Here is a 25,998-nt window from a genome sequence, read left to right as displayed (position 1 = left end):
AAACAGCTACTACATCAAAGAACTAGAAAAGCATCAAATAACGCAGTCAATGTCAAAAAAAGGAAACTGCTACGATAACTGTATTATGGAAACATTCTTTGGCAGACTAAAAACAGAGATGTATTATGGATATGAGAGAGATTTTAAGACATTTAAAGAGTTTTCAAAAGCAATAGATGAATATATATATTACTACAACAACGAAAGGATTCAGAAGAAAACAAAATGGATGCCACCTACTTTGTATAGGTTAGCATCCATGAATGTAAACTAAATATTAATGTGTCCAGTTTTATGGGTACACATCATTTTAGCCATCCCTTTTATAATTAGTAAATAATATATGAATAAGTTGGATATTATGATAAAATAAAAATAGACTAATATTTTTATAATTGTGGAGGATAAAATGGCAAAGAATAACAAGAAAAAACCTAAGGCGTATTACGATAAGAAAATTACAACCAAGCCTGAGGAGAAGAACGATAAACAACTAATGTCAAATTCATCATTTGTGATGGGACTAGGATTTTTGATATGGATGTATTCTAGATATGTTAGTAGGTCTTCTTACACTATGCTTACAGCCCTACTAGGTCTTGGAGTTATGCTATATGGTGTCATACTAAACCTTAAAAAAGACAAGGAAAGAGGTAAAGAAATGACTACTTTGCTAAAGGTAGCTGACTATGGAATGATTTTTGTAGTAGCAATAGCCTTGATTTTTTATTTAGTTATTACAGTCAAGTCAGTCAGCAAGATGTAGTCTTTATTTAGTGGATAATTTTTATAGTTTGCTTGGGAAAATTCAGACTTTTTGCGATTATCATAAAAAGTTTAATTTTTTTCTTGACTTTTTACTAATAAAGAATTATTATAGATATAAGAAATTACTAGTACATAAATTTAGCTACTAAATTACAATTAAATATCTCTTATCGAGAGTGGTGGAGGGACTGGCCCTATGAAACCCGGCAACCTGATTTGATTAAGGTGCTAATTCCAGCAGCTAAAAAGCTGATAGATGAGTAGAGTCCTGTGTCTGGGTTATTTACTCAGGCATTTTTTATATTTAATTATGAAAGGAGAAATAAAGTTGATAGAAATAAGAAACGTAAATAAATATTTTGGTGACACACAAGTTTTAAAGGATATAAATATCACTATTAAGGATGGAGAAATTTTTGGTATTATAGGTCATAGTGGTGCAGGTAAGTCTACACTTCTTAGGTGTATAAATAGGCTGGAGGATTTTTCGTCAGGTCAGGTGCTAATAGATGGTACAGATGTTGGTAAGTTAAATGAAAATGACCTTAGGGACTTGAGAAAAAACCTGGGAATGATATTCCAACATTTCTCATTACTTGAGAGAAGAACTGTTTTTGAAAATGTAGCCCTTCCTATGGAATGTTTTGGTTATAGCAAGGACCAAATTAAGACAAGGGTTGAGGAACTTCTTGACCTTGTTGGTATTCTCGATAAAAAGGATGACAAGCCAAGAAACTTGAGTGGTGGGCAAAAGCAGAGAGTTGCTATTGCAAGAGCTCTTACAATGAATCCTAAGGTTCTCTTGTGTGATGAGGCAACTTCAGCACTTGATCCCAAGACTACAAAGTCTATTCTTGAACTTCTAAGGCAAATCAGCGGAAAGTTAGGGATCACAATTATAATGGTTACTCACCAGATGGAGGTTATAAAGCAGATTTGCACAAGGACAGCGATTATGGATGCTGGCAGGGTTATTGAGATGGGTGATACTGAAGAGGTCTTTCTAAAGAGCAACAAGGCAATAAGAAAACTACTAGGCGAAGATAATATAGTATTGCCACAGGGTAATAATTTAAAACTACTATTTACAAACGACAAGTCAAATGAAGCTATAATAACTTCGATGGCAAGGGAGTTGAATATAGATGTATCTATAATATACGGTAGACTAGAAAAATTTAGGGACGATATTCTTGGTTCTTTGATAATAAACATACCAGATGGTTATGTAGACAGCGTAAAGGACTATTTAAATAGACATGATATGATATGGCAGGAGGTAGAAGATGAGCTTTAGTGATTATATGACAACATTATTTATGCCAGCACTATTACAGACAGTATATATGTTGTTTGTACCTACAATTCTGGCAACACTGATAGGGTTTGTAATAGCCGTTGTGCTTGTAATTACAAAATCAGACGGACTAAAACCAAATAAGTCAGTTTACAGCGTTTTGGGATTGGTAGTTAATATGGTGAGGAGTTTCCCATTTATTATACTACTTATATCTATAATACCGCTTACAAGGTTAATAGTTGGTACATCAATAGGGGAGACTGCAGCCCTTGTACCTATAACAATTGGTTCAGCACCCTTTATAGCTAGGCTAATAGAGTCTTCTTTAAATGAAGTTGATCCAGGGCTTATAGAGGCAGCCAAATCATTTGGGGCAACTAAGAGACAGATTATATTTAAGGTCATGCTAAAAGAAGCAACACCATCAATAATATCTGGAATAACACTTGCAATTATAACAATATTAGGATATACAGCTATGGCTGGAGCAGTTGGTGCAGGTGGACTTGGTAATGTAGCCTTGATGTATGGTTACCAGCAATTTGATAAGAATGTCATCCTATATACAGTTGTGGCCTTAATACTTATAGTACAAGTCATACAGTGGGCAGGAGACTTACTATACAAGAAGAAAAAGTAGTACAATAAGAAGAAATAAATTTATTCGTAAATATAAGACAGTCACAAGAGACAGTTACAAGATATATTTAGAAGAGGTATTTATAAGAGTTGTGGTAGTGCACGATCACCGCTCTTTGGATATATAGAAATCATAAAAATTATTTATAAAAATTAGGAGGATTGTATATGAAAGCAAAGAAATTATTATCATTAGCATTAGTTGCAGTATTATCAGTAGGCCTAGTTGCTTGCGGAGCTAAAAAGGATTCAGGAAAGTCTCAGGGAGATGACAAGACTATAGTAGTTGGAGCAACTGCCAACCCACACGCAGAGATACTTAATAAGGTTGTAAAGCCATTACTTGAAAAAGATGGATATAAATTGGAGGTAAAAGTATTTAACGACTATGTACTTCCAAATACAGCATTATTAGATAATTCACTAGATGCAAACTACTACCAGCACGTACCTTACCTTGAAGAATTTAATTCTAAGAACAAGACAGACCTTACATATACTGTAAAGGTACACTTAGAGCCTATGGGAGCATATTCAAAGAAGATTACTAAGATTGCTGATTTAAAGGACAAGGCTGTAATTGGTGTTCCAAATGACCCTACAAATGAGTCAAGAGCTCTTCAGTTACTTGCAAAAGAAGGTCTTATAAAGGTTGCTGATAAGAAGTTATTGACTAAAAATGATATCACAGAAAACAAGAAGAACATAGTTATAAAGGAAATAGGTGCAGAGCAGCTACCAGCTTCATTACCAGACCTTGATCTAGCAGTAATCAATTCAAACTATGCTATAGAAGCTAAATTAAACCCTACTAAGGATTCAATTGCTATAGAGTCTAGTGATTCTCCATATGCTAACATAATAGCTGTTAAGAAGGAGAACAAGGATAGTGAAAAAATTAAGGCCCTTAGTAAGGCTGTTACTTCACCAGAAGTTAAGAAGTTTATTGAAGATACATATAAGGGAGCTATAGTAGCAACGTTCTAATAGGTGTTCATTAGTTAAAGATTATATAATAAGTATATAAATGATTAAATGCAATAAATTGAGTAAATGTAATAAATAAAAAATATCTAGGTCAATGACCTAGATATTTTTTTCTATTTATACTTTAATTAAAGAACGAGTCTATAAAAGCCTTGATCTTTTCCCAAATTCCTGAGGCTTGAGCCTTGTTTGCATTATTAAATATTTTTTCCTTGGCAAAACTAGCAGCTTCATTAGTTGTGCTGACTACTGCATCCTTTGATAGCTTAGAGTCGTCAAACTGGTTGAAAAACTTATTGGCATCCTTGCTATTTTTTAGCCATGAAGTGGCCTTATCTATTATAGCTTGTGCATCTATATTTTCACCATTTTCCTTAAGCTTTGATACCACATTTGCACTTACATTATTTAGGGTATCTTTTACATCATTGTAGTTATAGTTTTGGCTACCGATATTTTTTAGAAGGTTGACAATCACGTTTATGTCACCAGTATTAAGATTGACATTGTATGTTGCAGCAGCATCTTTTACTGCTTTTTCTATTTCTGATTTATTTTTTAGGTCGTCTTTTATGACTTCTTTTTTTGCATCATTGATTATGCCAGTTGCCTTTTCTTGACCTATCTGGTTGGCTAGTTGCCCAGTTGTAACCAACTCTTCATTGGCTAGCTTTTTCTTGGTCTCAGTAAGGTTGCCACCAGTAGACTTTTCAAAACCAATGATTATTCCTGTAAGGGCACCAGTACCACTGACAGGGAAGGGAGCTGCAGCTACAACATTTGCATTTTCTACTCCTGCTGTTGAAAGAGTTGATGCAATCATTGAGCTTGTAACCCATGTTATATTAGATGTCTTAACATTTATGCCACCGCTAGTTGTAGGTACTACATATGAAGAAGACATAGTCACATGACCTAACTGAGCCTCTGGAGCAACTCCTGCTAGGTACTTTCTTTCCTGTTGGTTATTAACATATATTATATTAGGATTGTTCTCATCTACACCAAAGTATGATAGTATACTTGCCTTTTGGGCAGGCTTAAGGTTGGCTCCTAGAGAGATGACTTCACCAGTTGAATCAGCCCTTGAAAGCGAACCGGTAGCCAAAACTAGTAGGGCCGAACATAGAATAGTACTTATTTTTTTCATTATATTCATTTTATTTCCTCCTTAGCACATTATAGTGCATAATTATACTCACCTTACTTACATATAGAATAAGGCAATTTTCTTAATTATACCTTTAATCCATATAGACTTTATGACCAGTAAATGGTATAATAAAACTAGCACATATTCTGATAGATAGGAATTTTTAAAAGGAGAATAATTATGTCAAAAGAACTAGTGAAAGATAGAGTAGTTGAGTATTTAATACAAGAGTTAAATGTACCTGAAGATATGATAGAGATAGATACACCACTTGATGAATATGAAGAAGGTGTTGAAGGTATCCTAGATATCACAGTAGTAGCTGAAGATGAGGACGGATGCTTACTACCACTCATGGTTATTAAGTGTATTGATGATGACATCGAGCTAGACCAGAGTGTTGTTGATGCTAATATAGACGAGTTAGAGTTGATAGATGATACTACGCATGTAGGTAGAATGATACTTACAAACGGTGACCAGATGATGTATACAGATTGGAATGGTACTGAGGTGGATGAAGATTCAGATCTACCTAACTATGAAAAGATGCTTGAAGAATACAAGGCAACAGAGAAGGAATACCTAGATTATGTTGCAGAGCATCCTGAATACGAAGACGAGCACGAACACTAAAAATGTTTCCAACATAATTTTAATTACAAAATTATGATTAAAAAAGGATGAGTTCCTATAAACAGGTACTCATCCTTTTTTTGCATATTTTTGCATAAAATAGCCCTTTAATAGAGCATATACTATCAAAGGGCATGTTTTGTATTTAGTTAAACTAGAGTCTTGAACTGGTAACCTTGAGACTTGTAATATTTAATTATCTTGTCAAGAGCCTTGACAGTTTCTTCCTTACCATAAGTATCATGCATCAATAGAACCACAAGGTTTTTACCTTGGCTTGATTTAACAGCAAGTTCGTATAGTTGGTCGGCATTCTTTTTTGGACCTTCTGCATCTGAATTAAGTGCATTCCAGTCGATTGAAGCCATATTATTCTTGATAAGATAGTTGTTTAGAGGTTCTGTTTTCTGCCAAGATATCTGGCCACCAGGACATCTAATAACTCTTGTTTTAAAGTTTTTACCTAGAGCATCTGAAATAAGCTCATCATTTTTCTTGAAGTCACTAGTAAAGTTGTCTAGATTTAGAACTCTACCTGGATAAAGGTGCTTGTAATCATGTGAATATGAATGATTTGCTATTGCCATTCCAGCATCGTATTCGTCCTTCAATATCTGAGGGGCACCATTCATCCTAAGTGATTTACCAATTACAAAGAAAGTTCCTTTGACGTCATTATCTTTTAATATCTTTAATACATTAGGTGTGTTTGTCAAAGATGGGCCGTCGTCAAAAGTAAGGAAAACTTCTTTTTTTCCACCATTTTCATAGTCATAGGCATTAAGTGAATTCCATACCTTCTGTGCATCTACACCATACAATTTCTTTTCTTTAGCTCTTTGTCCTACTACAGGACCCTTTTCTTCCTGATCTAGCTCACGATCTAGGGCTCTTTTTTGCTCGTTTCTGGCCTGAAGTGCTTGACGATCACGCTTATATGAAAGGCCTATCTTTATAGAGCCTGCTACTGATACCGCAATAATTAATAACAGGAGTATTTTCTTTAAATTTCTAGATTTTCTCTTTCTAGGTTTCCTGCGTTTGTGTTTTTTGTCTGATGATTCAAAATCAATATTTACATTTCTTCTTTTCTTATCTCTCATAACTACCTCCATTGTCCATATTATACTATAAATGCTAGTATAAATAAACATATATAGCAATATTAATTGATAACAATTTCTTAATTTTTATTTAAGAAATCAAGAAATTGTTATCAATTAGTTAAGTTGACTTATATATGTTTTATTTCTCGAATTATGGATATATATTTAATAGAATAGTGATTATGTTAGAGAAAGGGTTAGCAATGAAAAGATATAAGTGTAAAGAGTGCGGATATATACACATAGGTGATGAGATACCGGGAGTATGTCCAGTATGTGGTTATGATAGTGAAGTATTTTATGAGATGGAAGATACTGATAAGGATAAGACATATAAGTATTATGATATGATAGATAGCCAAAATGATGATCTTTTGCAACTTATTAGGAGTACAATCAAGGATTCAAGTGACCTTGCTAGTTTGGCTCTTGCCATGTACGTGCAGGCGGAGGACAAAGAGAAAAGTTATGATGCTGAGCTAGTCAAGGATACTGCCTTTAAACTCCTGAATACTTCATCAACTCTTACTATGTTTTTAGGAGAGGATTTAGATTTTTCTACTGAAGACAATATTGAAATTCTTAAAAAGAGACTTAGTAAGTTAAATACAAATTTAGAGAAGATTAGTGATTTGATGAGGGAAGACTATCTTGAAGATGAAGCAGAAATAGTAGACAAAACCCTAATAAATTTATAGTATACTAGTAAAAGACAAGCAGGTGGATTTATTTCTAACTGCTTGTCTTTTTATTATAGTATTATTTAAGATAATATCTATCTGTATTATAGATTAGTTTTCCTTATATACTATTTTACCGCCGCATAGTGTATATTTCACTTTTCCAAATAATTTCCATCCTATAAATGGAGAGTTGGAAGATTTTGAGTGGAATTTTTCTACTGTATATTCTTCATCGGGATTGAATATGCATATATCTGCTACCTTACCAACAGATATATCACCCCTGTCAAGTTTGTAGTAGTTGGATGGGTTGATAGTCAGCTTGGACAACATATGAGACATTGATAGTCTGTTGGTTTTTACTAGTTGGCTAACAGATAAGGCTAGGGCAGTCTCAAGTCCAATGATACCACTAGGAGCCTTTTTAAATTCTACATTTTTTTCTTCATCAGTATGTGGGGCATGGTCGGTTGCAATCACTTCAATAGTGTCATCTATAAGACCCTGTATTATTTTTTCCCTGTCATCTGCTGTCCTAAGTGGTGGGTTCATCTTGGCTAGGCTAGAGTATTTTAAGACGTCTTCCTCTGTCAAGGTGAAGTGGTGTGGAGTGGCTTCTGCTAGGATTTTAACACCGATTGACTTGGCATATCTAATGAAGTCAACTGAATTTCCAGAGCTGATATGTTGGATATCTATACAGGCACCAGTTTCTAATGCCAACATAGCATCTCTTGCTACCATCAAGTCTTCAGCAGCTTTTGGAGCACCTACAAGTCCAAGTTTTTCTGCTACAGGTCCATCATTTACACCATGTGTTGTAATCAGCGAGTTGTCCTCCTCGTGTAGGGCAATTATTACATCAAGGTCTTTGGCTATTTTCATAGCTTCACGAAGGATCTTGGTAGACATGACTGGAACACCATCATTTGTAAAGCCTACAGCACCAGAATCTTTTAGTGATTTCATATCTACTAGCTTGTCCTTGAAGTCGTGGGTTAGGGCAGCTTCTTGGAATATATTTATAGGGCAATCCTTAGCTTTTTCTTTTACATATTCTAGAGTTTTCACAGAATCCACCTTGGGATTTGTATTGGCCATAAGTAGGACACTTGTAAATCCACCAGCAGCTGCAGCCATAGATCCAGTAAACAAGTCTTCCTTGTGAGTAAAGCCAGGGTCCCTGAAGTGAACATGGATATCTATTAGACCAGGTGATACAACACATCCTTTAGCGTCTATTATCTGGGTCTGGTCGCAAGGGGAGATTTCAGTAGATATTTCTTTTACAATACCGTCTTCAATTAATAGGTCTGAAATTTTCTCAAACTTTGTTGCTGGATTGATGATCAATCCATTTTTTATCAATATTTTGTTCATAAGCTTCTCCTTTTTAAAAAGAGATTAACCCAAAAGAGTTAATCTCATAATTTTATTTATAGATTATTTTTATTGGATCTAGTTTGGATGCCTTGTAGGCAGGCACTAGACCGAATATTATACCTGTTAATACGATAGCTATAAATGAGTATAGAAAACTATTAAAGCTAGGTATAGGTTTTATTGGTAGGTAATTTCTTGAATACATAGTTATAGCATAACCTACAATAACTCCCATAACTCCACCAACAGATGTTATAAATACAGATTCAACCAAGAATTGGAACAAGATAGTACGAGGTTTTGCTCCAAGGGCCCTTCTAATACCTATTTCCTTACCACGTTCCATGACAGATACGTACATGATGTTCATGATGCCGACACCGCCAACTACCATAGATATTATAGTGATAATTCTTACAAAGTTATCTATACCCTTAGTCATTGCTTGTGTAGCTTTCTGAATTGAAGACTGGTCATGAACCTTATACTCACCATTACTAAGATTAGGGTGGAGAGTATTTAATGATTCTATAACTTTGTCAGTGACAGCCTTTAAATTTTCGCCATCATTAACAGTTACCTTTATATTTTGAACATCATTTGACTGAGCCAGTCTACCTGAAAGGAATAAAAATGATGTTTTTGGCACTACTGTATAGTATTCTGCCGAATCGAAGTTAGTACGGTCTCTAAATTTCTTTTCTGTTGCATCGTATATTTTCTTAGAGTCGCTTACTCCGACTATCTGGTAGACTACCTTGTTTAGTTCAATACCCTTACCAATAGGAGACTCTTCATCGAAAAGGTCTTTTGCCGCTTGGTCTGGTATAACTGCAACCCTAGAACCTTCATCAGATTCACTAATGGCTCTACCCTTAATGATTTTGTATTTCGTATCAGAAGGATCGATAACTGCTAGGGAAGTGGACTTGTCGAAGTACTTTGCTTCACCGTAGAATGCATCATCTCTTGTACCTGGTGCAATTGTCAAGGGCTTGTTGTGAACCTCAACCTTTTCAACACCTTCGATTGCCTGTATTATCTGTAAATCAGATTTAACAAAAGGCTGAATCAAAGCAGTAGAAGAGTTACTGTCATAGCTTTTGTTTTCGTAATAAATAACTGCAGTGTTAGGTGCAAGTGACTTGAAGGTAGACTTGAACATTGAACTCATAGCATTACCCATAGCACTTACAAATACTACTGAAGTTATACCAATGATTATCCATATGAAGGCAATCACTAGTCTAAGTTTGTGTCCTCTAAGATTGGCTGCTGAATTTTTAATTAAAGTTAACATATTAAACAACCCCCTCTACAAAGACACCGTCTTTTAAATTTACGACCCTTGAGGCATATTTTGTCATGTCCAAATCGTGGGTTACCATTATTATAGTTGTACCACTCTTGTTTAGGTCGGTTAGAAGGTTCATAATATCCCTTCCTGTATCAGAGTCAAGGGCTCCAGTCGGTTCATCAGCAAATATTATGCTAGGATTATTGACTAGGGCTCTTGCAATAGCAATTCTTTGTTTTTGTCCACCTGATAGGTGGTTAGGGAATGCGTCTTTCTTGTCCAAAAGACCAACATCTTCAAGTCTTGACTCTATTAAATTCTTTCTAATATTCTTATCTTTAACACCACTATATACAAGTGGTATCTCTATATTCTGGTAAACAGTAAGAGTATCTATAAGGTTGAATTGCTGGAATACATAACCCAAACTAGAGCACCTGTATTCAGACCTTTGATTTTCATTAAGGTTGCTGACGTCCTTACCATTAAAATAAAACTTACCCTTGTCTATCTTATCCAAAAAACCAAGTACATTGAGTAGGGTAGTCTTACCACTACCTGATTTACCCATTATCATCAAAAATTCACCACTCTCAACTTGGAGATTTAAATCTTTTAATACATGGATTTTTTCCTTACCAACCTTGTAATACTTTTGTATATTACTCAATTCAATTTGCAAATTTACCACCCCTTCTTTACTTTTTTGAAGCGGAAGCGTTAGATTTTTCTCCAGTACCTGGAACTGGGTCTCCGTCCTTCATTGTCTTTGTAGGGTTCTTGATTACAATATCATTTTCATTTAGGTTTCCAGAAACTGTAACGTACTCATCACCTTCAGATATTATTTCAACATTAACCTTAGTTAATATGCCGTCTACATTAAGAAGAACATATACTTCATCTCCGTTATTGATAATAGCCTTAGAAGGAATCTTATGCCTGTCTGTGTTAACTTCTATAGCTGCCTGTGCATGATAGCCGTCGATTATACCTTCTTGAGTGTCAAAAGTAAGTGTCACAGCATAGAATGATATATCTGAACCTCCAGAAGATTCTCCAGGAGCTGCAGCACGTGGTGGGCCAGAAGATATAGGTCTGTCAGATATAGAGCTAACTCTAGCCTTGACAGTTTCTCCAGTAGATAGGATAGTCACATCAGATGTCATATCTGCCTTGACTTTGCTCAAGTCCTGTTCGCTTATTTGGCCACTCATTACATATTCAGTAGTCTGTATAGTCATTATAGACGAATTTGAATTAGATGATGAGTTACTATCGTTATTTAAGTACACTTTACCATCAATAGGTGACTTAACCTTAGTGTAGGCTTTAGCATTAGCCAAAGATAGGTTGGAGTTAAGCGTAGATATTTGACTATTTATGGAGAAAAGATTTGGATCATCTGAATTCATGGATCTTTTTTCCCTTATCAAGTTTGATATCTGAGTTTTTATCGAAGCAATCTCAGCTATTGCAGCCTCATCCTTTACTATATACAGCACATCACCTGTTTTAACTGTTTGACCGTTGCTTACCCTTATATCTGGAGTAGAGCCATTAGCTGGACCAGCTATCTCCTTGCTCTTGCTAGGTATTATAAGACCGTTAATAAATATTTTTTCATTTTCTGGCACCATATAAGTCTGAACCTGTGGCACATCTGGTTTTCTAGTATTATTGTATATAACCAAACAACCTACTGCAACAATGACGCACACTACAGCGACTCCGATATAAATTTGAATTTTTCTTGTTTTTTTGTTATCTCCCTCTTGTCCATCTAAATTCTTATTAGTGATTTTTGATAGACTCTTGTTAATCTTTTCTTTTAAAGACATTGTTTCCTCCTGTAGAACCTAGATTACTAGGTATAGTTTAGTTAAAAAGCCTCAACTAGAAGAATAAGTTGAAGACTAGTAGTTTTAATAAAGTATTATTCCATTGTATATAATGAAAAGAATGACATTAATTTCATTAATTATAGGGCACATAGTAGTTAAAAATGCTCAAAATACCCCCATAGTATATTTCATTATAGTTATTATTTTACATTAATATTAGTGTAAATGCAAGTTTTTTGTTGAGAATAATATTCTTAAGAAAAAAGAATTATTAAAAAGACATAGTAATATAAAAAGGCACACGGGCTCTATTTTATAATCGTAAAAACTTAGCCGTATGCCTCATGAAATGTTAATTTTAATATATTTTTATTCTTGACCCGTCATTATATCATTATCTTGATAGCTAATCCAGTCAGAGTAGCTACCTGGGTAAACTTTGTAGTCTATACCAACCTTGTCAAGGGCAAGAGCATTGACCATTAGGGAAATTCCTGAACCACAGTATATGATTATTTCCTTGTAATCGTCCAGTTTTTTGAAGTGGTCTTTAAGGAATTCGTCAGACTTAAACGAAGTGTCTTGTATATTTTCAAGATTCATAGTATCCATAAAGAAGTAGTTTTTTGCACTAGGTATGTGACCGGCAACCCTGTCAACAGGTTCTTCAAGACCTAAATACCTATTGTGTGATCTGGAGTCTATCAGAAGAGTACCTTCCTTATAAAGAGAAGATTTAACATAGTCCATATCTACAAAATAAGAATTGTCAATTTTTATGTCTAGTTCCTTATCAGATTTTACTGGAGTATTAGGGCTAGTTTCAACCTCGCCACCATTTGCTTTGTAGGCAGTGAATCCACCATCAAGGCAAAAAGCTCTTTTTATGCCCAACTGATTTAGCTGAAAGACTAATCTAGCTGCTCCCTGCATATCTCCGTCATCATATGTGAAAATAGTAGTGTCATTATCAACACCAAAATTTTCTAGTACAGTCTTTAAATCTTCAGGTTTTTTGAAAGGATGTCTACCACCGTGCTCAGATACTGGATCAACTAAGTCGTGTTCAATATCCATCAAGTAGGCACCTTTAATATGTCCCTTAGAGTAGGAGTCAACACCGTATGTTTTGTTCATAAGGTCAAACCTACAGTCGAAAATTACAATTTTATCATCTTTCTTTTTCATTTCATTAAATTCATCAATACTAATTAATCTTTTCACTGGAACACCTCCATCAATATTTATTTACTATTATTATACCACATATATATTTCCTAAACACTTATTATAATATAGGGCTTGAGCATCCTAAATAAAGCTGTTTTAATTACAACACTATAATATATTAAGAATATTTTTTAAAAATCAATATATTACTGTAAATAATCTATTATATAGTGTATAATAAAGCCAGGTCTTATTATTTTTTGTATTTAGCAGTTTTAAAAAAATGTAGTTATCTTTTTATGAGGAGGAGTAGTTTAATGAGCTATAAAATAGTTGAGAAAAAACAACTTAACGAAGTTGTATATCTAATGGATATAGAGGCTCCAAGAGTTGCTAGATCTGCAAAACCAGGTCAGTTTATTATCGTCATTATAGATGACAAGGGGGAAAGACTTCCTTTAACAATTGCTGATTTCGATAATGAAAGAGGCACTGTTACAATAGTATTCCAGACAGTTGGCGATTCAAGTAAGAAGCTAAGTAAGCTAGAAGCTGGTGAATATGTAAAGGATTTCGTAGGTCCACTAGGTCAGCCAAGTGAATTTATTCACGAAGATATAGAGGAACTGAAAAAAAGAAATATAATATTTATAGCAGGTGGTGTTGGTGCAGCGCCAGTTTATCCGCAGGTTAAATGGTTACATGAACATGGTGTAGATGTTGATGTAATAATCGGAGCGAGAACAAAAGACATAATTATATATGAAGACAAGATGAGAGCAGTTGCTAAGAACCTATATATGTGTACAGATGATGGTACATATGGATTCCATGGAAACGTAACTAATATGCTAGACGATCTTGTTCTTAACCAGGGTAAAAAGTATGACCAAGCAATAGTTATCGGTCCTATGATAATGATGAAGTTTGCCTGTCTAGCTACTAAGAAGTTAAATATACCTACTATAGTAAGTTTAAATACTATAATGGTAGATGGTACAGGTATGTGTGGTGCCTGTCGTGTAAGTATAGGAGATGAAATCAAGTTTGCCTGTGTTGATGGGCCAGAATTTGATGGATGGAAGGTTAACTTTGACGAAGCAATGAAAAGACAGCAGATGTTTAAGTCTGAAGAAGGTAGAAAGGCTCTAAGAAAAGCTGATGGGGCAACTCATTCTAGCCCAGACTGTAAAATAGGAGGTAAGCACTAATGCCAGTTAAAGAAAAAGTAGCGGTAAGAGAACAAGACCCAAAGGTAAGAGCAACTAACTTTGAAGAAGTTTGCTATGGTTACAATAAAGAAGAAGCTATGGAAGAAGCGACAAGATGTCTAAACTGTAAGAAGCCTAGATGTGTTGAAGGATGTCCAGTAAGCATAAATATTCCAGATTTTATCCAGGAACTTAAAGAAGGTAATATAGAAGAAGCTGCTAAGGTAATAGCTAAATCAAGTTCACTTCCAGCTGTATGTGGTAGAGTATGTCCACAGGAATCACAGTGTGAAGGTAAGTGTGTTGTAGGTATAAAGAATGAACCAGTTTCTATAGGTAAGCTTGAAAGATTCGTAGCAGACTGGTCAAGAGAAAATGAGATAGATCTTACAGGTGATATAGAAAAGAACGGTATAAAGGTAGGAGTTGTAGGTTCAGGACCTTCTGGACTTGCATGTGCTGGTGACCTTGCAAAGCTTGGTTACGATGTTACTATATTCGAAGCCTTCCATGAGTCAGGCGGAGTATTGACTTATGGTATACCAGAATTCAGACTACCAAAGTCTAAGGTAGTAAACTATGAAATAAATTCTATAAAGAAACTTGGAGTTAAGATAGAAAACAATGTTGTTGTAGGTAGAACAATAACAATCGATGAAATGATAGAAGATGAAGGCTTTAAGGCTGTATTCATAGGATCAGGTGCAGGTCTTCCTTCATTTATGGGAATACCAGGTGAAAACGCTAACGGTGTTTTATCTGCTAATGAGTTTCTTACAAGAGTAAACCTAATGAAAGCCTATATAGATGACTATGATACTCCAATCAGAGTCGGTAAGAGGGTGGCTGTAATAGGTGGTGGTAACGTTGCGATGGATGCTGCAAGAACAGCATTACGTCTAGGAGCTGATACTCATATTGTATACAGGAGAAGTGAAGCAGAACTTCCAGCAAGAGTTGAAGAAGTACACCACGCTAAAGAAGAGGGGATCCAGTTCGACCTACTTACAAATCCTAAAGAAATCTTAGTTGATGAAGACGGTAACGTGAAGGGTATGGTATGTGTAAGAATGGAACTTGGAGAAGCTGATGAATCTGGAAGAAGAAGACCAGTTGAAGTTGAAGGTTCAGAATTTACACTAGATGTTGACATGGTTATCATGTCACTAGGAACTAGACCTAACCCACTAATTTCATCTACTACACCAGGTCTTGAAACAAACAAGAAAATGTGTATAGTAGCAGATGAAGAAGGACTTACTTCATTAGAAGGTATATATGCTGGTGGAGATACTGTTACAGGAGCTGCAACAGTTATATCTGCAATGGGTGCAGGTAGGACAGCGGCTGCGGCTATGGACAAGTACCTAAGAGAAAAGTATTTAAATAAGTAAAAAGGCTTTATATAAGGTGCCTACAACTTTTAGTTGTGGGCATTTTTGTATGAATGAAAACTTTGTACCAATTTACAAAGCAATACTAATAAAAGCTTAATTTGATATAATTATTTATTTTAGGGCAATCGCTGAACTTATTTGACCTTATTGTAATTGATCTATTATGGTGGAGAAATACAAAGCGAATAAGATTTTTTAAAATCCCTGAAAAGCGCCTTTATCAAAAATCAAAAAAGCATATTGATTCTTTTTTACGTGCGTTTATAATGTACTTTTTTATAGCTTTGATTGATGGATATGTATTGACTTTGTTTTAATAAAAGTAATTGAACTTAGCATTAGTGAATTTAATTAATTTATCATATGTGGATTAAAAGTATGGCACAAAAACGGATATTATGGAGAAATAATGATAGATTTAGATATTTTTTATTCGTAAATTTTAATTAAAAAAAGGTAGTAGACAAATCTATTATCTTTTTTTATTTTTTTAAAAATGGTATTGGCAATCAATATCAATGAGATTTATAATCGTAGCAGAGATTATTCTCTAAAAATTTTATTGAAGGTGTTTGGAGGTATTATGAATACAAAAACAAAAAACAGTAAGAAAAGCACATCACTGTTATTAGCGACGGCTATAACTTTTTCAAGTTTAGTATCAGTTAATACATATGCTAGTGAATCTTCCTCAGAGTTATCCTTGGAGAGAATTTATGGGAAAGATAGATATCAGACATCCATTGATATCCTTGATAAGATGGATACAAATAAAGTATATTTGACTAATGGGAAGATCTTTGCAGATGCTTTATCCGTTGGTCCTTTGGCAGGGAAAGAAAATGCTGCAATAGTTCTTAGTGACGGTAAGACTTTAGATGTTGATAAATTAAAATCAAAGTCAATAACTGAGATAACTATTGTAGGTGGTAAAAACTCAATATCAAATACTCTTGAAAATAATTTGAAAAAAAACTTCAAGGTATCTAGGATTGCTGGTAAAGATAGGTATGAAACCTCTCTTAAAATAGTTGAAAAAATGGGTGTGAACAATATTGCCATAGCTACTGGAAGGGACTTCCCAGACGCTTTAAGTGCCGGGGCATATTTATCACAAAAAGGAATGCCTTTACTTTTAGTTGATGGCTCTTCAGCTGGAAATATTCCTCAAAAATATAATGTTGTTTATACTTTTGGAGGAGTAAATTCTATTAAAAAAACTTTTGGAAAAAGAATTTCTGGTAAAAATAGGTATGAAACTTCGATGCAAATAGCTAAAGAATTTGGAAGTTTTGACACTGCTGTATTAGCATCTGGGAGAGTTTTTGCAGACGCCTTAGCATCAACACCTCTTGCAAAAAAACTTCATGCACCAATATTATTAACTAATGGAAATGACGTTTCTAATGAAGTATTTAAGTTCCAAGGACTTAAAAAAGTAGTTTTAGTTGGAGGGGAAAAAAGTCTTTCTAAGGAGTTGGAAAAGAAGTTACTAAACCCTAATAATACTGAAGAATCAAAAGAAGATAACAAAAATACTAATAAAACTCACAATAGTAATAATCAAAATTCACAAAATAATATTGACAATTCAAAAGAAGTAAATATAAAAGATGAGATTTTGAAAAAAGCGATAATAAACCAACTTAAGCATCAAAATATTTACAAAGATGGTCAAAAAATAACTGAAAAAAAGATGTCACAGTTAAAGGGACTTGATTGTAATCTAAATTTCACTCAGTCAAGAAGGGGAGGAATAAAGTCACTAGAAGGTTTAGAATATGCTGTGAATATGACAATTCTTGATCTTACAGGAAATGAGGTCATTGACCTAACTCCTTTAAAAAAGTGTAAGAACTTAGAAACTCTTGAATTAGACGATCAATATTTAGCAAAGAGTGAACAAAACCCTACAGACAAATACCTTACAGATATAAGTCCTCTTAAAGGTCTCACAAAACTTAAAAAACTGGTTTTAAAAAATAATAAAATAGAAAATTTAAGTGCAATTGGAAGTTTAACAGAACTTGAAGAGTTAGATTTATATGGAAATAAAGGAATAAAATCAATAAATGGATTTGAAAATCTAAAAAAATTAAAAAAATTACTCTTGAATAGAACTGGAGAAATTACTGATATAAGTCCTTTAAAGGAGTGTAAAGATCTTGAAGAATTATCAATTCAATATAATAAGGTTTCATCTATCGAAGCTCTAAAGGATCACGAAAAATTAACACTTCTTGATATTTCAGGAAATAAGCAAATAACAGATTTATCACCTTTAGAGAAGTCAACTAAATTGACTAGACTTTTAGCTAATGGGAATAAAATCGAAAGTTTAGATAGTTTAAAGAACTTAACAGAGTTAAAGGAAATTCACGTTTCAGAGAATAAAATAAAAGATATAAGCCCGTTGAAAAAATTAGTAAATCTTGAAGATTTAGATATAGGTAACAACCCAGATATAGAATCATTAGATGTACTAAAAAATCTAACAAATATAACAGAGCTTAAGATTAATAATGCAAAAAAAGTAACGGACTTTTCTCCTATATCTAAACTTAAAAAGCTAGATGATTTAACAATCATTAGATCTGGATTGACTGATATATCATTCTTAAGGGGACTTAATGAAATAACAGAAATGAATTTACAAACAAATCAAATTTCTAATATAAATCCTCTTGTTGATATGGCAAATCTTAGAGAAGTAAAACTAGGTCGTAACAAGATTTTTGATGCCTCGCCTATTGGAAAGCTTAGAAGCAAATTTAAAGTTGCGGTAGAAATGGGCTCTCAAGAAGTTGATATTGTTACCACAAATAGTCTTGTGAGGAATCCTATAATTGACCAAAGTGGAAATAAGCTCGTTATTAAGGAAAAAGAGGGAAAGATAAAAAATAATGGTGAAAATATAGAGATATTAAACTTTGATAAACTTAAAAATGGAGAAACTATCGAAGTTAAATGGGGAAAAGATGCAGAGTTTAATGGTTCTTTATTTATAAACATTAAAAAGCTTAAAGAGGTATCATCTGTAAAAATCGAAAATACTGAAACAAGCCTAGAAAAAGGAAAAAGCCTTAAATTAAAAGCGACTGTTGAAGGGAAAAACCTAAAAGACGAAGATAAGAAAGTTAAATTTGAAATTGAAGGAAAAAATAGTCCTAATACAAGCATAAATAATGATGGAGTTTTAACAATAGCAGGTGATGAGACTAGTACTAAAATTACTGTTAAAGCAACTTCAGTATTAGACAAGACAAAAACTACTACAAAAGAAATAATAGTAACTTCTCCGGCTAAAAATATTAGTACTAAATTAAAAATGGGATCGTCTAAATCTATAGATATAGATAAAAATAACGAGGACGCAAAAGAGTGGTTAAAGGCTTTAGGAGAAGGGAATGCCACTGTACTAAAAGGTCAAGAAAAGCTTAGCAAGTTACCTTATAACTACGGAGAAAAAAGACCTGGATATTATGCAGGAGAATATGGAAATAGCAAATCTACTGGCCTTGTAATTTTTGGACTTAATGATGAGGATAAAGTTGTTATAAAAGTTTCAGGCTTTGAAGATGTAGAAGTAAAAGTTGTTAACTATAGCGCACCAATACGTTATAATTTAGAAATTGCCCAAAAAAACAAATAGGATATAAAGATTCCAGGATTACAGAGATTCTGGAATCTTTTTTTTATGAATGAAAAACCCCAGTTAGACTGGGAGTTCAGTGTAGCTTAAGCGTTGAGAAACTATCAAAAAATCCTCCTTTTTGTATAATATTATTGTGGTCTGGCAACTACAAAAATATTTAACATAAGGAGGGTTACAGTGGCTAATAGAATAAAAGGTATTACTGTTGAGATTGGTGGAGATACTACCGGTCTTGATAAAGGCATAGTGGATAATTAACATACGGAGGAGTTGTGTTATTTTAATAATATCAAAAAAGATTTACAAATGCCATGAAACTGTGGTACAATACTGTAGTTAACTGTTGTATACTATTATATTTATAAGATAAAATAGAAAATTTTTAAAACGCAGTTAATATAAAAAATATGAGGAGAAGGAAAAAATGAATTTAAAAGCAAAATTTATGAATTTATTTAGGGAGAATGTTAATATCTCCAAGAAAATTTCAGTTGGGCTGCTTTCACTTATGATTATCTTGTCATCACTGACACCTGTCGTAAATGCAAATTACGTGCCTAGTACTGGTGTATCAAAAGCTTCACAAGTTAGAGAACGTGGCGGTCTCGCCCCAGTTGACATTAAAAAATGGGTTGGAGATGAAGTTGACTGGAAAGACGGCGTAAAAGCCAAAGACTCCGTATCAGAAGAAAACAAAGCAAAAATAAATGAACTTCTTAAAGAAGCAAGATTTGAAGATGCTACTGATACAGCTAGAAATACAGATAAAGTTTCTGAGAAAAAAATTATTAATGGTAAAATTGAAGAAGGTTTTAAAGGTAACATTAAAGTTAGCTTTGAAGATGGTTCTGCAATAACAGTTGAAAATCAAACTTTGTATGTTAGTGATTTTATAACTTCTTCTACCAACGAAAACGCTCCTACTGATGCCATAGAGGTGGAATTTAAGTTAGGTGAGGGTGTGAAGGTTGAAGAGAAAGATACAAATAGTGGAAAAGTCACAAAAAAAATTGAAGGAGATAAGACAAATCCAGTATTATATAAAAAATACAAGGTAAAGCCAAACACAGACTTATTAGATTATAAATATCCGGTTTTAGGAATAACCATATTTACTTTAATAGATGAAACAGCAAAAGATGGCTATACAGAGACAGTCTGGAATGACAAGAATAAAGGAACAAATTTCAAAGTTACTGCCGAAAACAATGTATTCACAGCAACAGCAAGCAAGACATTTAAAGTAACTGTTCAAGCAAATGGTGGAACTGGAGACGATATAGTCCAAATCAAGAAGAGTGGTGAAAGCTTTACTCTTCCTGATAAAAACACCTTCAGACCACCAAATGAAGACCAAGAATTTTCAGGTTGGAAAATTGGTGATAATAAAAACTTAAAACAACCTAATGAAACGACAACAATCACTGGCGACACAGTTATAAAAGCTATCTGGAAACCAATTGAATTTAAAGTAACATTCCAGAGAGAAACCGGTGCAAGTGGGAATATGGATCCTGTAACTGTTACAAAAGGCAGCGAATATCAACTTCCTCAACCAACGTTTAAACCGGATCAGGGCAAAGAGTTTGCAGGCTGGTCAGTAAACGGCGTAGCCAAAAAAGTTGGAGACAAGATTACAGTAAATGGAAACACAACAGTAACAGCAAAGTATAAAACAATAAGTAAACCAGGCTCAAAGGATAAAAAACCAGGCACTCCTGATGTCAACCCTAGTAAACCAGGATCAAATGGTAAAAAACCAGGCGCTTCTGGTGTCAACCCTAGTAAACCAGGCTCAAAGGATAAAAAACCAGACACTGGCAGGATAGCAGGTAACAACAGGTACGCAACATCAGCCAAAATCAGTCAGAAGTACTTCAAGTCTGCTGACACAGTAGTTCTAGCAAGTGGCAAAAATAATGCAGATGCCCTAGTATCAGCTTCCTTTGCCAACCTAAAAAAGGCTCCTATACTTCTTACTGACACATATTCTACTGATGATAGTGTTGTTAGGGAAATAGAGAGGCTAAAGGCTAAAAATGTGATAATAGTAGGAGGAGCATCTTCAGTTGGACACTCAGTAGAAACTAATATGAAATCGAAAGGCTACAATGTTAGAAGGCTGTCAGGAGCTACTAGGTATGAAACATCTGCAATGATAGCCCAAGAGGTCAAGGATGCTACTGGTTCAAACAAAGCCATCTTGATCAATGGTTCAAAAGAAGCAGATGCACTTACTGTATCATCTCTAGCTACCAAGGAAGGCCTGCCTGTCATAATGGCCAAGTCAAATGGTATAGACAGGGCTGTAAAGGACAAGTTGGATAGTTGGAACTTGAAGGAAATCTATGTGGTTGGAGGCGTAGGTTCATTACCAAACAGTGTAGTAGATAAGGCTAAGGCTTCAAATAAAAAGAGAATAGCTGGTAGGGATAGGTACCAGACAGCTATGAAGATAGCAGAGGAATCTTACCCTAATGCAGATAGGTATATGATTGCAAATGCATACAATCCTATCGACGCCTTATCTGCAGGAGCTGTGACTGCCAAGGCCAATATGCCTATATTATTGGTCAACAAGGCTAATATACCACAAGGAGTAAGGACTAAGTTGGATAAGAAAGCCAAGGAAGTAATCTTGCTAGGTGGAGAAAATACACTAACTACAAACATTTTGAATAATATAAGTCTAGTTGATTAGTTAAAACTTTATAGGCTTATAGGAAAGATAATAAGACAGGGCAAGTATAGTACTACACTTGCCCTGTCTTGACTTATACAATTTATATGGAGTGTCTCTAAGTAAAAATTCATATTTGATGGCTCCTCAGCTACAAGAATTTTAATAAAAGGCGTAGGATCTAATAGGTCAAATATTTTAGGGAGTTAGTTGTAATAAAAAAGTCCATAAAAACTTGACACTGTCAAATGAAGAAATTGTCTTGACATCTAAATAAAAAACTAATAAAATAATTTTAGCAGTTACAGGAGCAGAAGGAGGTGATAAAGAAGCTATATAGAACTGACACTCAAAGTGTAAGATAATATGACAAGAATGAATATGGGATAGGATTAGTAGCCCTTCCTATAACATTAAATTTGAAAACACAACTTAATTAATAGGAGGTTTAAAATGAAAAAAAGACTATTATCTCTAGTTTTAGTTTTTTCATTTATATTTGGCACATTACCCGTAAATGTATTAGCAGATAATGAGCAAACTGGACAAAGTGAAACTAGAACAACAAATGGTAAGGCTGACGTTAAAAATCTTGGTGGCATCGTAGGTCCATTAGATCCAAGAGAAGACTTCCCGAAAGGATATGTAGCTGTTAAGTTCTTTGCTGATGACTTTGACAAAGAAAGAGGAGAGTTTGATGGTAAAAAGAAAGAAGTTGTATATGCAGTAAATCCAGCTAATACAGAAATTGATATGGGAGCTAAGATGTTAAAGGGTAAGAAAGCTGATGGAAATGATATCAATGTACCCTTCCCAACATATTCTGTAAATGATGCTTCTAAAGCTACTTGGAAGAAAAATGATAAAGCCCCATGGAAAATGAATCATGAAAATGCAATTAGACCTGATAAGAAAATTGATGTAAATAAACTTGGAGAACACCAAGACCTTACTTTTACAGCACAATACGAGGCTCATACGATAGCAGAGATTATTAAAAAAGATAATCTTGCACCAGCAACATTGAAGGTATGGGAAAATGATACTATTCCATGGAAAAATGGGGTTACGGTTGCTGATAAAGTAACAAATGACACATTGAAGGAAAAAATAAAAGGTTATTTGGATGATAAAAATACTTCATATGAAGACATTACAACTCCTAAAAGAATTTCAATAGGAGAAGAAGTAAATAATACACTAACAGAAGTAAAAACAGGAACAATAAGAGTAACATTTAAAGATAAATCATATATTGATGTTGAAAAACAAGAATTATATGTAATATCTCATAGAACATCTGCAACAAATGATAAAGCACCAAATGATGCGATTGACGTAACATTTAAACTAGGTGAAGGTGTTAAAGTGGGAGATAAAACTGGTAATGAAACAGGTGTAGTATATTGTAAGTATAAAGTAAAACCAAAATTTAACCTTGACAGATATTTGTCAGGAACAGCAACAAACATCTTTGATCGTATCGGTGCAGAAGTAACAGATAAGGCAAGATACGCTGGCCTTGTATGGGAAGGTCAAACACCTAACAATCCTCAAGATCATGTTGTAACAAATAGCAATAAAGTATTTACAGCTAAAGCTACTAAAATATTATTCACTGTAACACACGAATTTGAAAGTGGTACAGAAGGCAAGGCACTTCCAACAACAGAAATGCCAGATGCACCAAAAGCACTAACAGACCAAAAAGTAGGTGAAAGAGTAGCTGCTCCAACAACAACTTATAACGATGTAAAAGTAGCTGAAGGAACATGGACATTTAAAGGCTGGAGCCCAGCAACTCTAACAGTATCACCAACAGAAGAAAACAATAAATTTATAGGTAAGTGGGAATTTACACCTGATAAAAAAACGGTCAACTTAACTTTCGAATTCTACAAGAAGAAAGATAATGCCAATAGTCCACAACCATATAATGCACTTGGAGACTTCAAAAAACCAGATCTAGAAAATCTTATAGATCAAGATGTTGGAGCAGAAATTACTTTACCAACATATCCTAACCAAAAAGTTAATACTGGAGACCTACAAGGTACTTGGACATTTGATGGTTGGTATCGTAAAGATAAAAAATTAACAGACGCTAAGGCCAAAGTATCTGCAACTGATGCAGAAAACAATTTAGTTGGTAAGTGGATTTTAACTGAAACTAAGACTGCTACAGTTAGACGTGAATTTATCGTTGATCGTGATATAGTAGGAGTAGACAATGGTGTACCCGTAGGTCACACTTTACCGAAAGCAGTTAAGGAACAAAAAGCAAATACTACTACAAACTATATAGGTTCAACACAAACTCCAGGCAAGGATAAATTTACAGCTGTACCAGAAACTATCAATGGTAAACAAGGTACTTGGACATTTAAAGAATGGACTCCAAAAGAATTAGTTGTTGATGAAGACGAAAGTCGAAACTTATTTATTGGTACTTGGACTTGGACTGAAAAGGGCAAGGTTGAAGTTAAATATGTATTCGAAACTAAACCGAATAACAAAACTCTTCCAGAAGTTTTAAAGGCATTAAAACCAAAAGACCTAGTTGGAGATAAGGCTGTTTATGAAGACAATAAACCAGCAGAGCCTAAAGTACCAAACACTTCTTCAGAAGAAGCACAAAAAGCTCTTGTTGAAATGAAAGGTAGAAATAAGGTTGGAGAATGGAAGGTTGGCAAATGGGTTAAGACTATAGATGAAAAAGGAAACATCACTTATACTTTAACTTGGACTTTCGAAGAAGTTAAAAAAGACAAACCAAAACCATCAACTCCATCAAAACCATCAAATCCAACAACACCATCAACTCCATCAAAACCATCAAATCCAACAACACCATCAACTCCAGACAGAGTTAATGGAAAAAATAGAGTTGATACAGCAATCGAAATTTCTAAGAAATACTTTGGACAAGCTGAAAGAGTAATAATAGTAGATGCTTCAAACTTCCCGGATGCAATGGCAGCATCAGCACTTGCAAAGCAACTTAAAGCACCTATTCTATTAACAAACTCAAATAATTTAGATTCAAGAGTGGCTACAGAGATTAAAAGACTTGGAGCACATAATGTTACTGTTATTGGAGGCAAATCTTCAGTTTCAGATGGAGCATTAAATCAACTATCTAAATTCGATAAAGATGGCGTAGAAAGAATTTCTGGAAAAGATAGATATGAAACATCAGCACAAGTTGCAAGAAGATTAGCAAAAATAACTGGAAAAACTGACCATGCAGTGATAGCATCAGGTGAAGTTTTCGCAGATGCATTAGCAGTTGGTCCATACGCAGCAAGAGAAGGCTATCCAATACTATTAGTGAAATCAAATAGTATACCAAAATCAATTTCAGATGCTATTACAGAAATTGGTGTAAAGAAGGTATCCATTGTAGGTGGCTATGGCTCAGTATCAAAATCACTAGAAAAATCACTACCAGTAGTGGCAGAAAGATTAAGTGGTAAAACAAGATACGAAACAGCTATAGAAATAGCATCCAAAGGATTAAAAACTTCAAACAAAGCATTTGTTGCAAATGGAGAACATTGGATGGACGCACTAGTAATAGGACCAGTAGGCGGAATGTTAAATATGCCAATCCTATTAACAGGAGCAAACAGCGCACCAAAATCACTAAGAGACCATATCGCTAAATCAAAAATCGATAAGATAACTGCAATTGGTGGTACAAGTATGGTAAGTGATAAAGTTATTAATGAACTAAGTAAGTAAAAAAAGGAAAGAGCTTGGGGGAGACCCTGAGTTCTTTTTTTCGGGTATGACGGGCATGCCGTCAGTCTGTGGTGAAAGTCCACGTAGGGCGTAGTTGCCGACGAACCTCATAGCAACTTGCAAGGTTATCACCGTGAGGTGATGGCGAGAAGAAGCAATAGCAAAATCGTAGCCTGACGTACAGAAACCTAATATAAAGGCTTACATAAAGGATGAGTGGGCCCAAAGTCACGAAGTCCAAAAGGCAAACGTAACTTATGTAAGTAAATTAGGCAGGTAGACGAGGAAAGACTGACGACTTATCCCGTGAGGTCTCACAGAGGGAAAACCTAGTAACAACGAACT

The 25,998-nt window shown here is 34.4% G+C and carries 19 protein-coding genes and 1 riboswitch; of the genes, 12 read left to right on the top strand and 7 right to left on the bottom strand.

What is annotated here, in order from left to right; genetic code table 11:
• The 5 genes from F823_RS0108105 to F823_RS0108085 all read left to right on the top strand — a co-directional run.
• Positions 1-274 (top strand): IS3 family transposase (locus F823_RS0108105; protein ID WP_019595584.1); only part of this gene is annotated, 274 nt, incomplete at its 5' end.
• Positions 275-409: 135 nt separating this feature from the next.
• The gene (locus F823_RS0108100) at positions 410-766 is read left to right on the top strand and encodes a hypothetical protein (RefSeq protein ID WP_019595583.1); all 357 of its coding nucleotides are present in this window, start codon (positions 410-412) and stop codon (positions 764-766) included.
• Positions 767-932: 166 nt separating this feature from the next.
• Positions 933-1,031, top strand: a riboswitch (SAM riboswitch).
• Between the two features lie 65 nt (positions 1,032-1,096).
• Positions 1,097-2,065 (top strand): methionine ABC transporter ATP-binding protein, encoded by a 969-nt coding sequence (locus F823_RS0108095; RefSeq protein ID WP_002844318.1) that lies wholly within the window; start codon positions 1,097-1,099, stop codon positions 2,063-2,065.
• Positions 2,055-2,708 (top strand): methionine ABC transporter permease, encoded by a 654-nt coding sequence (locus F823_RS0108090; RefSeq protein ID WP_002844325.1) that lies wholly within the window; start codon positions 2,055-2,057, stop codon positions 2,706-2,708. Before F823_RS0108095 ends, F823_RS0108090 begins: the two co-directional genes overlap by 11 nt.
• Before the next feature lie 167 nt (positions 2,709-2,875).
• Positions 2,876-3,694 (top strand): MetQ/NlpA family ABC transporter substrate-binding protein, encoded by an 819-nt coding sequence (locus tag F823_RS0108085; RefSeq protein WP_002844893.1) that lies wholly within the window; start codon positions 2,876-2,878, stop codon positions 3,692-3,694.
• A 124-nt stretch (positions 3,695-3,818) separates the two neighbouring features.
• On the opposite strand, the gene F823_RS0108080 is transcribed toward F823_RS0108085, so the two are convergent.
• Positions 3,819-4,853 (bottom strand): DUF1002 domain-containing protein, encoded by a 1,035-nt coding sequence (locus F823_RS0108080; protein WP_002844317.1) that lies wholly within the window; start codon positions 4,851-4,853, stop codon positions 3,819-3,821.
• A 174-nt stretch (positions 4,854-5,027) separates the two neighbouring features.
• Between F823_RS0108080 and F823_RS0108075 the strand changes: the two genes are divergently transcribed.
• The gene (locus tag F823_RS0108075; protein ID WP_002844290.1) at positions 5,028-5,483 is read left to right on the top strand and encodes a type I restriction enzyme HsdR N-terminal domain-containing protein; all 456 of its coding nucleotides are present in this window, start codon (positions 5,028-5,030) and stop codon (positions 5,481-5,483) included.
• 149 nt (positions 5,484-5,632) lie between these two features.
• Here F823_RS0108075 and F823_RS0108070 read toward each other — a convergent pair whose 3' ends face one another.
• Entirely contained in the window at positions 5,633-6,586 is a 954-nt protein-coding gene (locus F823_RS0108070) for a polysaccharide deacetylase family protein (RefSeq protein ID WP_002844361.1), read from the bottom strand.
• Positions 6,587-6,792: 206 nt separating this feature from the next.
• On the opposite strand from F823_RS0108070, the gene F823_RS0108065 reads away from it, so the two are divergent.
• A complete protein-coding gene (locus tag F823_RS0108065; protein ID WP_002844354.1) occupies positions 6,793-7,287 on the top strand; it encodes a rubredoxin-like domain-containing protein in 495 nt (164 codons plus the stop codon).
• Positions 7,288-7,380: 93 nt separating this feature from the next.
• On the opposite strand, the gene F823_RS0108060 is transcribed toward F823_RS0108065, so the two are convergent.
• The 5 genes from F823_RS0108060 to F823_RS0108040 all read right to left on the bottom strand — a co-directional run bounded on the left by F823_RS0108060 (position 7,381) and on the right by F823_RS0108040 (position 13,020).
• Positions 7,381-8,652 (bottom strand): dihydroorotase, encoded by a 1,272-nt coding sequence (locus F823_RS0108060; protein WP_002844897.1) that lies wholly within the window; start codon positions 8,650-8,652, stop codon positions 7,381-7,383.
• Positions 8,653-8,704: 52 nt separating this feature from the next.
• Positions 8,705-9,955 (bottom strand): ABC transporter permease, encoded by a 1,251-nt coding sequence (locus tag F823_RS0108055; protein ID WP_002844898.1) that lies wholly within the window; start codon positions 9,953-9,955, stop codon positions 8,705-8,707.
• A gap of 1 nt (position 9,956) precedes the next feature.
• A complete protein-coding gene (locus tag F823_RS0108050; RefSeq protein WP_019595582.1) occupies positions 9,957-10,634 on the bottom strand; it encodes an ABC transporter ATP-binding protein in 678 nt (225 codons plus the stop codon).
• 16 nt (positions 10,635-10,650) lie between these two features.
• Positions 10,651-11,793 carry an efflux RND transporter periplasmic adaptor subunit gene (locus F823_RS0108045; RefSeq protein WP_002844900.1) on the bottom strand — a complete coding sequence of 381 codons (1,143 nt, stop codon included), beginning with the start codon at positions 11,791-11,793 and terminating at the stop codon, positions 10,651-10,653.
• Positions 11,794-12,165: 372 nt separating this feature from the next.
• Positions 12,166-13,020, bottom strand: coding sequence for a sulfurtransferase (locus tag F823_RS0108040; protein WP_002844901.1), 855 nt, complete (start codon positions 13,018-13,020; stop codon positions 12,166-12,168).
• A 263-nt stretch (positions 13,021-13,283) separates the two neighbouring features.
• On the opposite strand from F823_RS0108040, the gene F823_RS0108035 reads away from it, so the two are divergent.
• From F823_RS0108035 to F823_RS0108010, 5 genes are all read left to right on the top strand, one after another.
• The gene (locus tag F823_RS0108035) at positions 13,284-14,177 is read left to right on the top strand and encodes a sulfide/dihydroorotate dehydrogenase-like FAD/NAD-binding protein (RefSeq protein ID WP_002844902.1); all 894 of its coding nucleotides are present in this window, start codon (positions 13,284-13,286) and stop codon (positions 14,175-14,177) included.
• Positions 14,177-15,571 carry an NADPH-dependent glutamate synthase gene (gltA, locus tag F823_RS0108030; protein WP_002844903.1) on the top strand — a complete coding sequence of 465 codons (1,395 nt, stop codon included), beginning with the start codon at positions 14,177-14,179 and terminating at the stop codon, positions 15,569-15,571. Before F823_RS0108035 ends, gltA begins: the two co-directional genes overlap by 1 nt.
• 586 nt (positions 15,572-16,157) lie before the next feature.
• The gene (locus F823_RS0108025) at positions 16,158-19,226 is read left to right on the top strand and encodes a cell wall-binding repeat-containing protein (RefSeq protein ID WP_019595581.1); all 3,069 of its coding nucleotides are present in this window, start codon (positions 16,158-16,160) and stop codon (positions 19,224-19,226) included.
• A gap of 427 nt (positions 19,227-19,653) precedes the next feature.
• Entirely contained in the window at positions 19,654-21,930 is a 2,277-nt protein-coding gene (locus F823_RS0108015; RefSeq protein ID WP_002844905.1) for a cell wall-binding repeat-containing protein, read from the top strand.
• A 432-nt stretch (positions 21,931-22,362) separates the two neighbouring features.
• The gene (locus F823_RS0108010; protein WP_019595580.1) at positions 22,363-25,653 is read left to right on the top strand and encodes a cell wall-binding repeat-containing protein; all 3,291 of its coding nucleotides are present in this window, start codon (positions 22,363-22,365) and stop codon (positions 25,651-25,653) included.
• The last annotated feature ends 345 nt before the right edge of the window (positions 25,654-25,998 follow it).

The organism is Peptostreptococcus anaerobius VPI 4330 = DSM 2949 (genome assembly GCF_000381525.1).
Classification (GTDB): domain Bacteria; phylum Bacillota; class Clostridia; order Peptostreptococcales; family Peptostreptococcaceae; genus Peptostreptococcus; species Peptostreptococcus anaerobius.
The sequence above is the reverse complement of the archived record's forward strand: the minus strand, read 5'-3'. Positions and strand labels throughout refer to the sequence as shown.

Bases quoted from the DNA above. Each gene is read 5' to 3' on its own strand.
- F823_RS0108060 (WP_002844897.1), bottom strand. From the start codon at position 8,652: ATGAACAAAATATTGATAAAAAATGGATTGATCATCAATCCAGCAACA.
- F823_RS0108025 (WP_019595581.1), top strand. From the start codon at position 16,158: ATGAATACAAAAACAAAAAACAGTAAGAAAAGCACATCACTGTTATTA.
- gltA (WP_002844903.1), top strand. From the start codon at position 14,177: ATGCCAGTTAAAGAAAAAGTAGCGGTAAGAGAACAAGACCCAAAGGTA.
- F823_RS0108045 (WP_002844900.1), bottom strand. From the start codon at position 11,793: ATGTCTTTAAAAGAAAAGATTAACAAGAGTCTATCAAAAATCACTAAT.
- F823_RS0108090 (WP_002844325.1), top strand. From the start codon at position 2,055: ATGAGCTTTAGTGATTATATGACAACATTATTTATGCCAGCACTATTA.
- F823_RS0108100 (WP_019595583.1), top strand. From the start codon at position 410: ATGGCAAAGAATAACAAGAAAAAACCTAAGGCGTATTACGATAAGAAA.
- F823_RS0108010 (WP_019595580.1), top strand. From the start codon at position 22,363: ATGAAAAAAAGACTATTATCTCTAGTTTTAGTTTTTTCATTTATATTT.
- F823_RS0108065 (WP_002844354.1), top strand. From the start codon at position 6,793: ATGAAAAGATATAAGTGTAAAGAGTGCGGATATATACACATAGGTGAT.
- F823_RS0108085 (WP_002844893.1), top strand. From the start codon at position 2,876: ATGAAAGCAAAGAAATTATTATCATTAGCATTAGTTGCAGTATTATCA.
- F823_RS0108055 (WP_002844898.1), bottom strand. From the start codon at position 9,955: ATGTTAACTTTAATTAAAAATTCAGCAGCCAATCTTAGAGGACACAAA.
- F823_RS0108035 (WP_002844902.1), top strand. From the start codon at position 13,284: ATGAGCTATAAAATAGTTGAGAAAAAACAACTTAACGAAGTTGTATAT.
- F823_RS0108070 (WP_002844361.1), bottom strand. From the start codon at position 6,586: ATGAGAGATAAGAAAAGAAGAAATGTAAATATTGATTTTGAATCATCA.
- F823_RS0108075 (WP_002844290.1), top strand. From the start codon at position 5,028: ATGTCAAAAGAACTAGTGAAAGATAGAGTAGTTGAGTATTTAATACAA.
- F823_RS0108015 (WP_002844905.1), top strand. From the start codon at position 19,654: ATGAATTTAAAAGCAAAATTTATGAATTTATTTAGGGAGAATGTTAAT.
- F823_RS0108080 (WP_002844317.1), bottom strand. From the start codon at position 4,853: ATGAATATAATGAAAAAAATAAGTACTATTCTATGTTCGGCCCTACTA.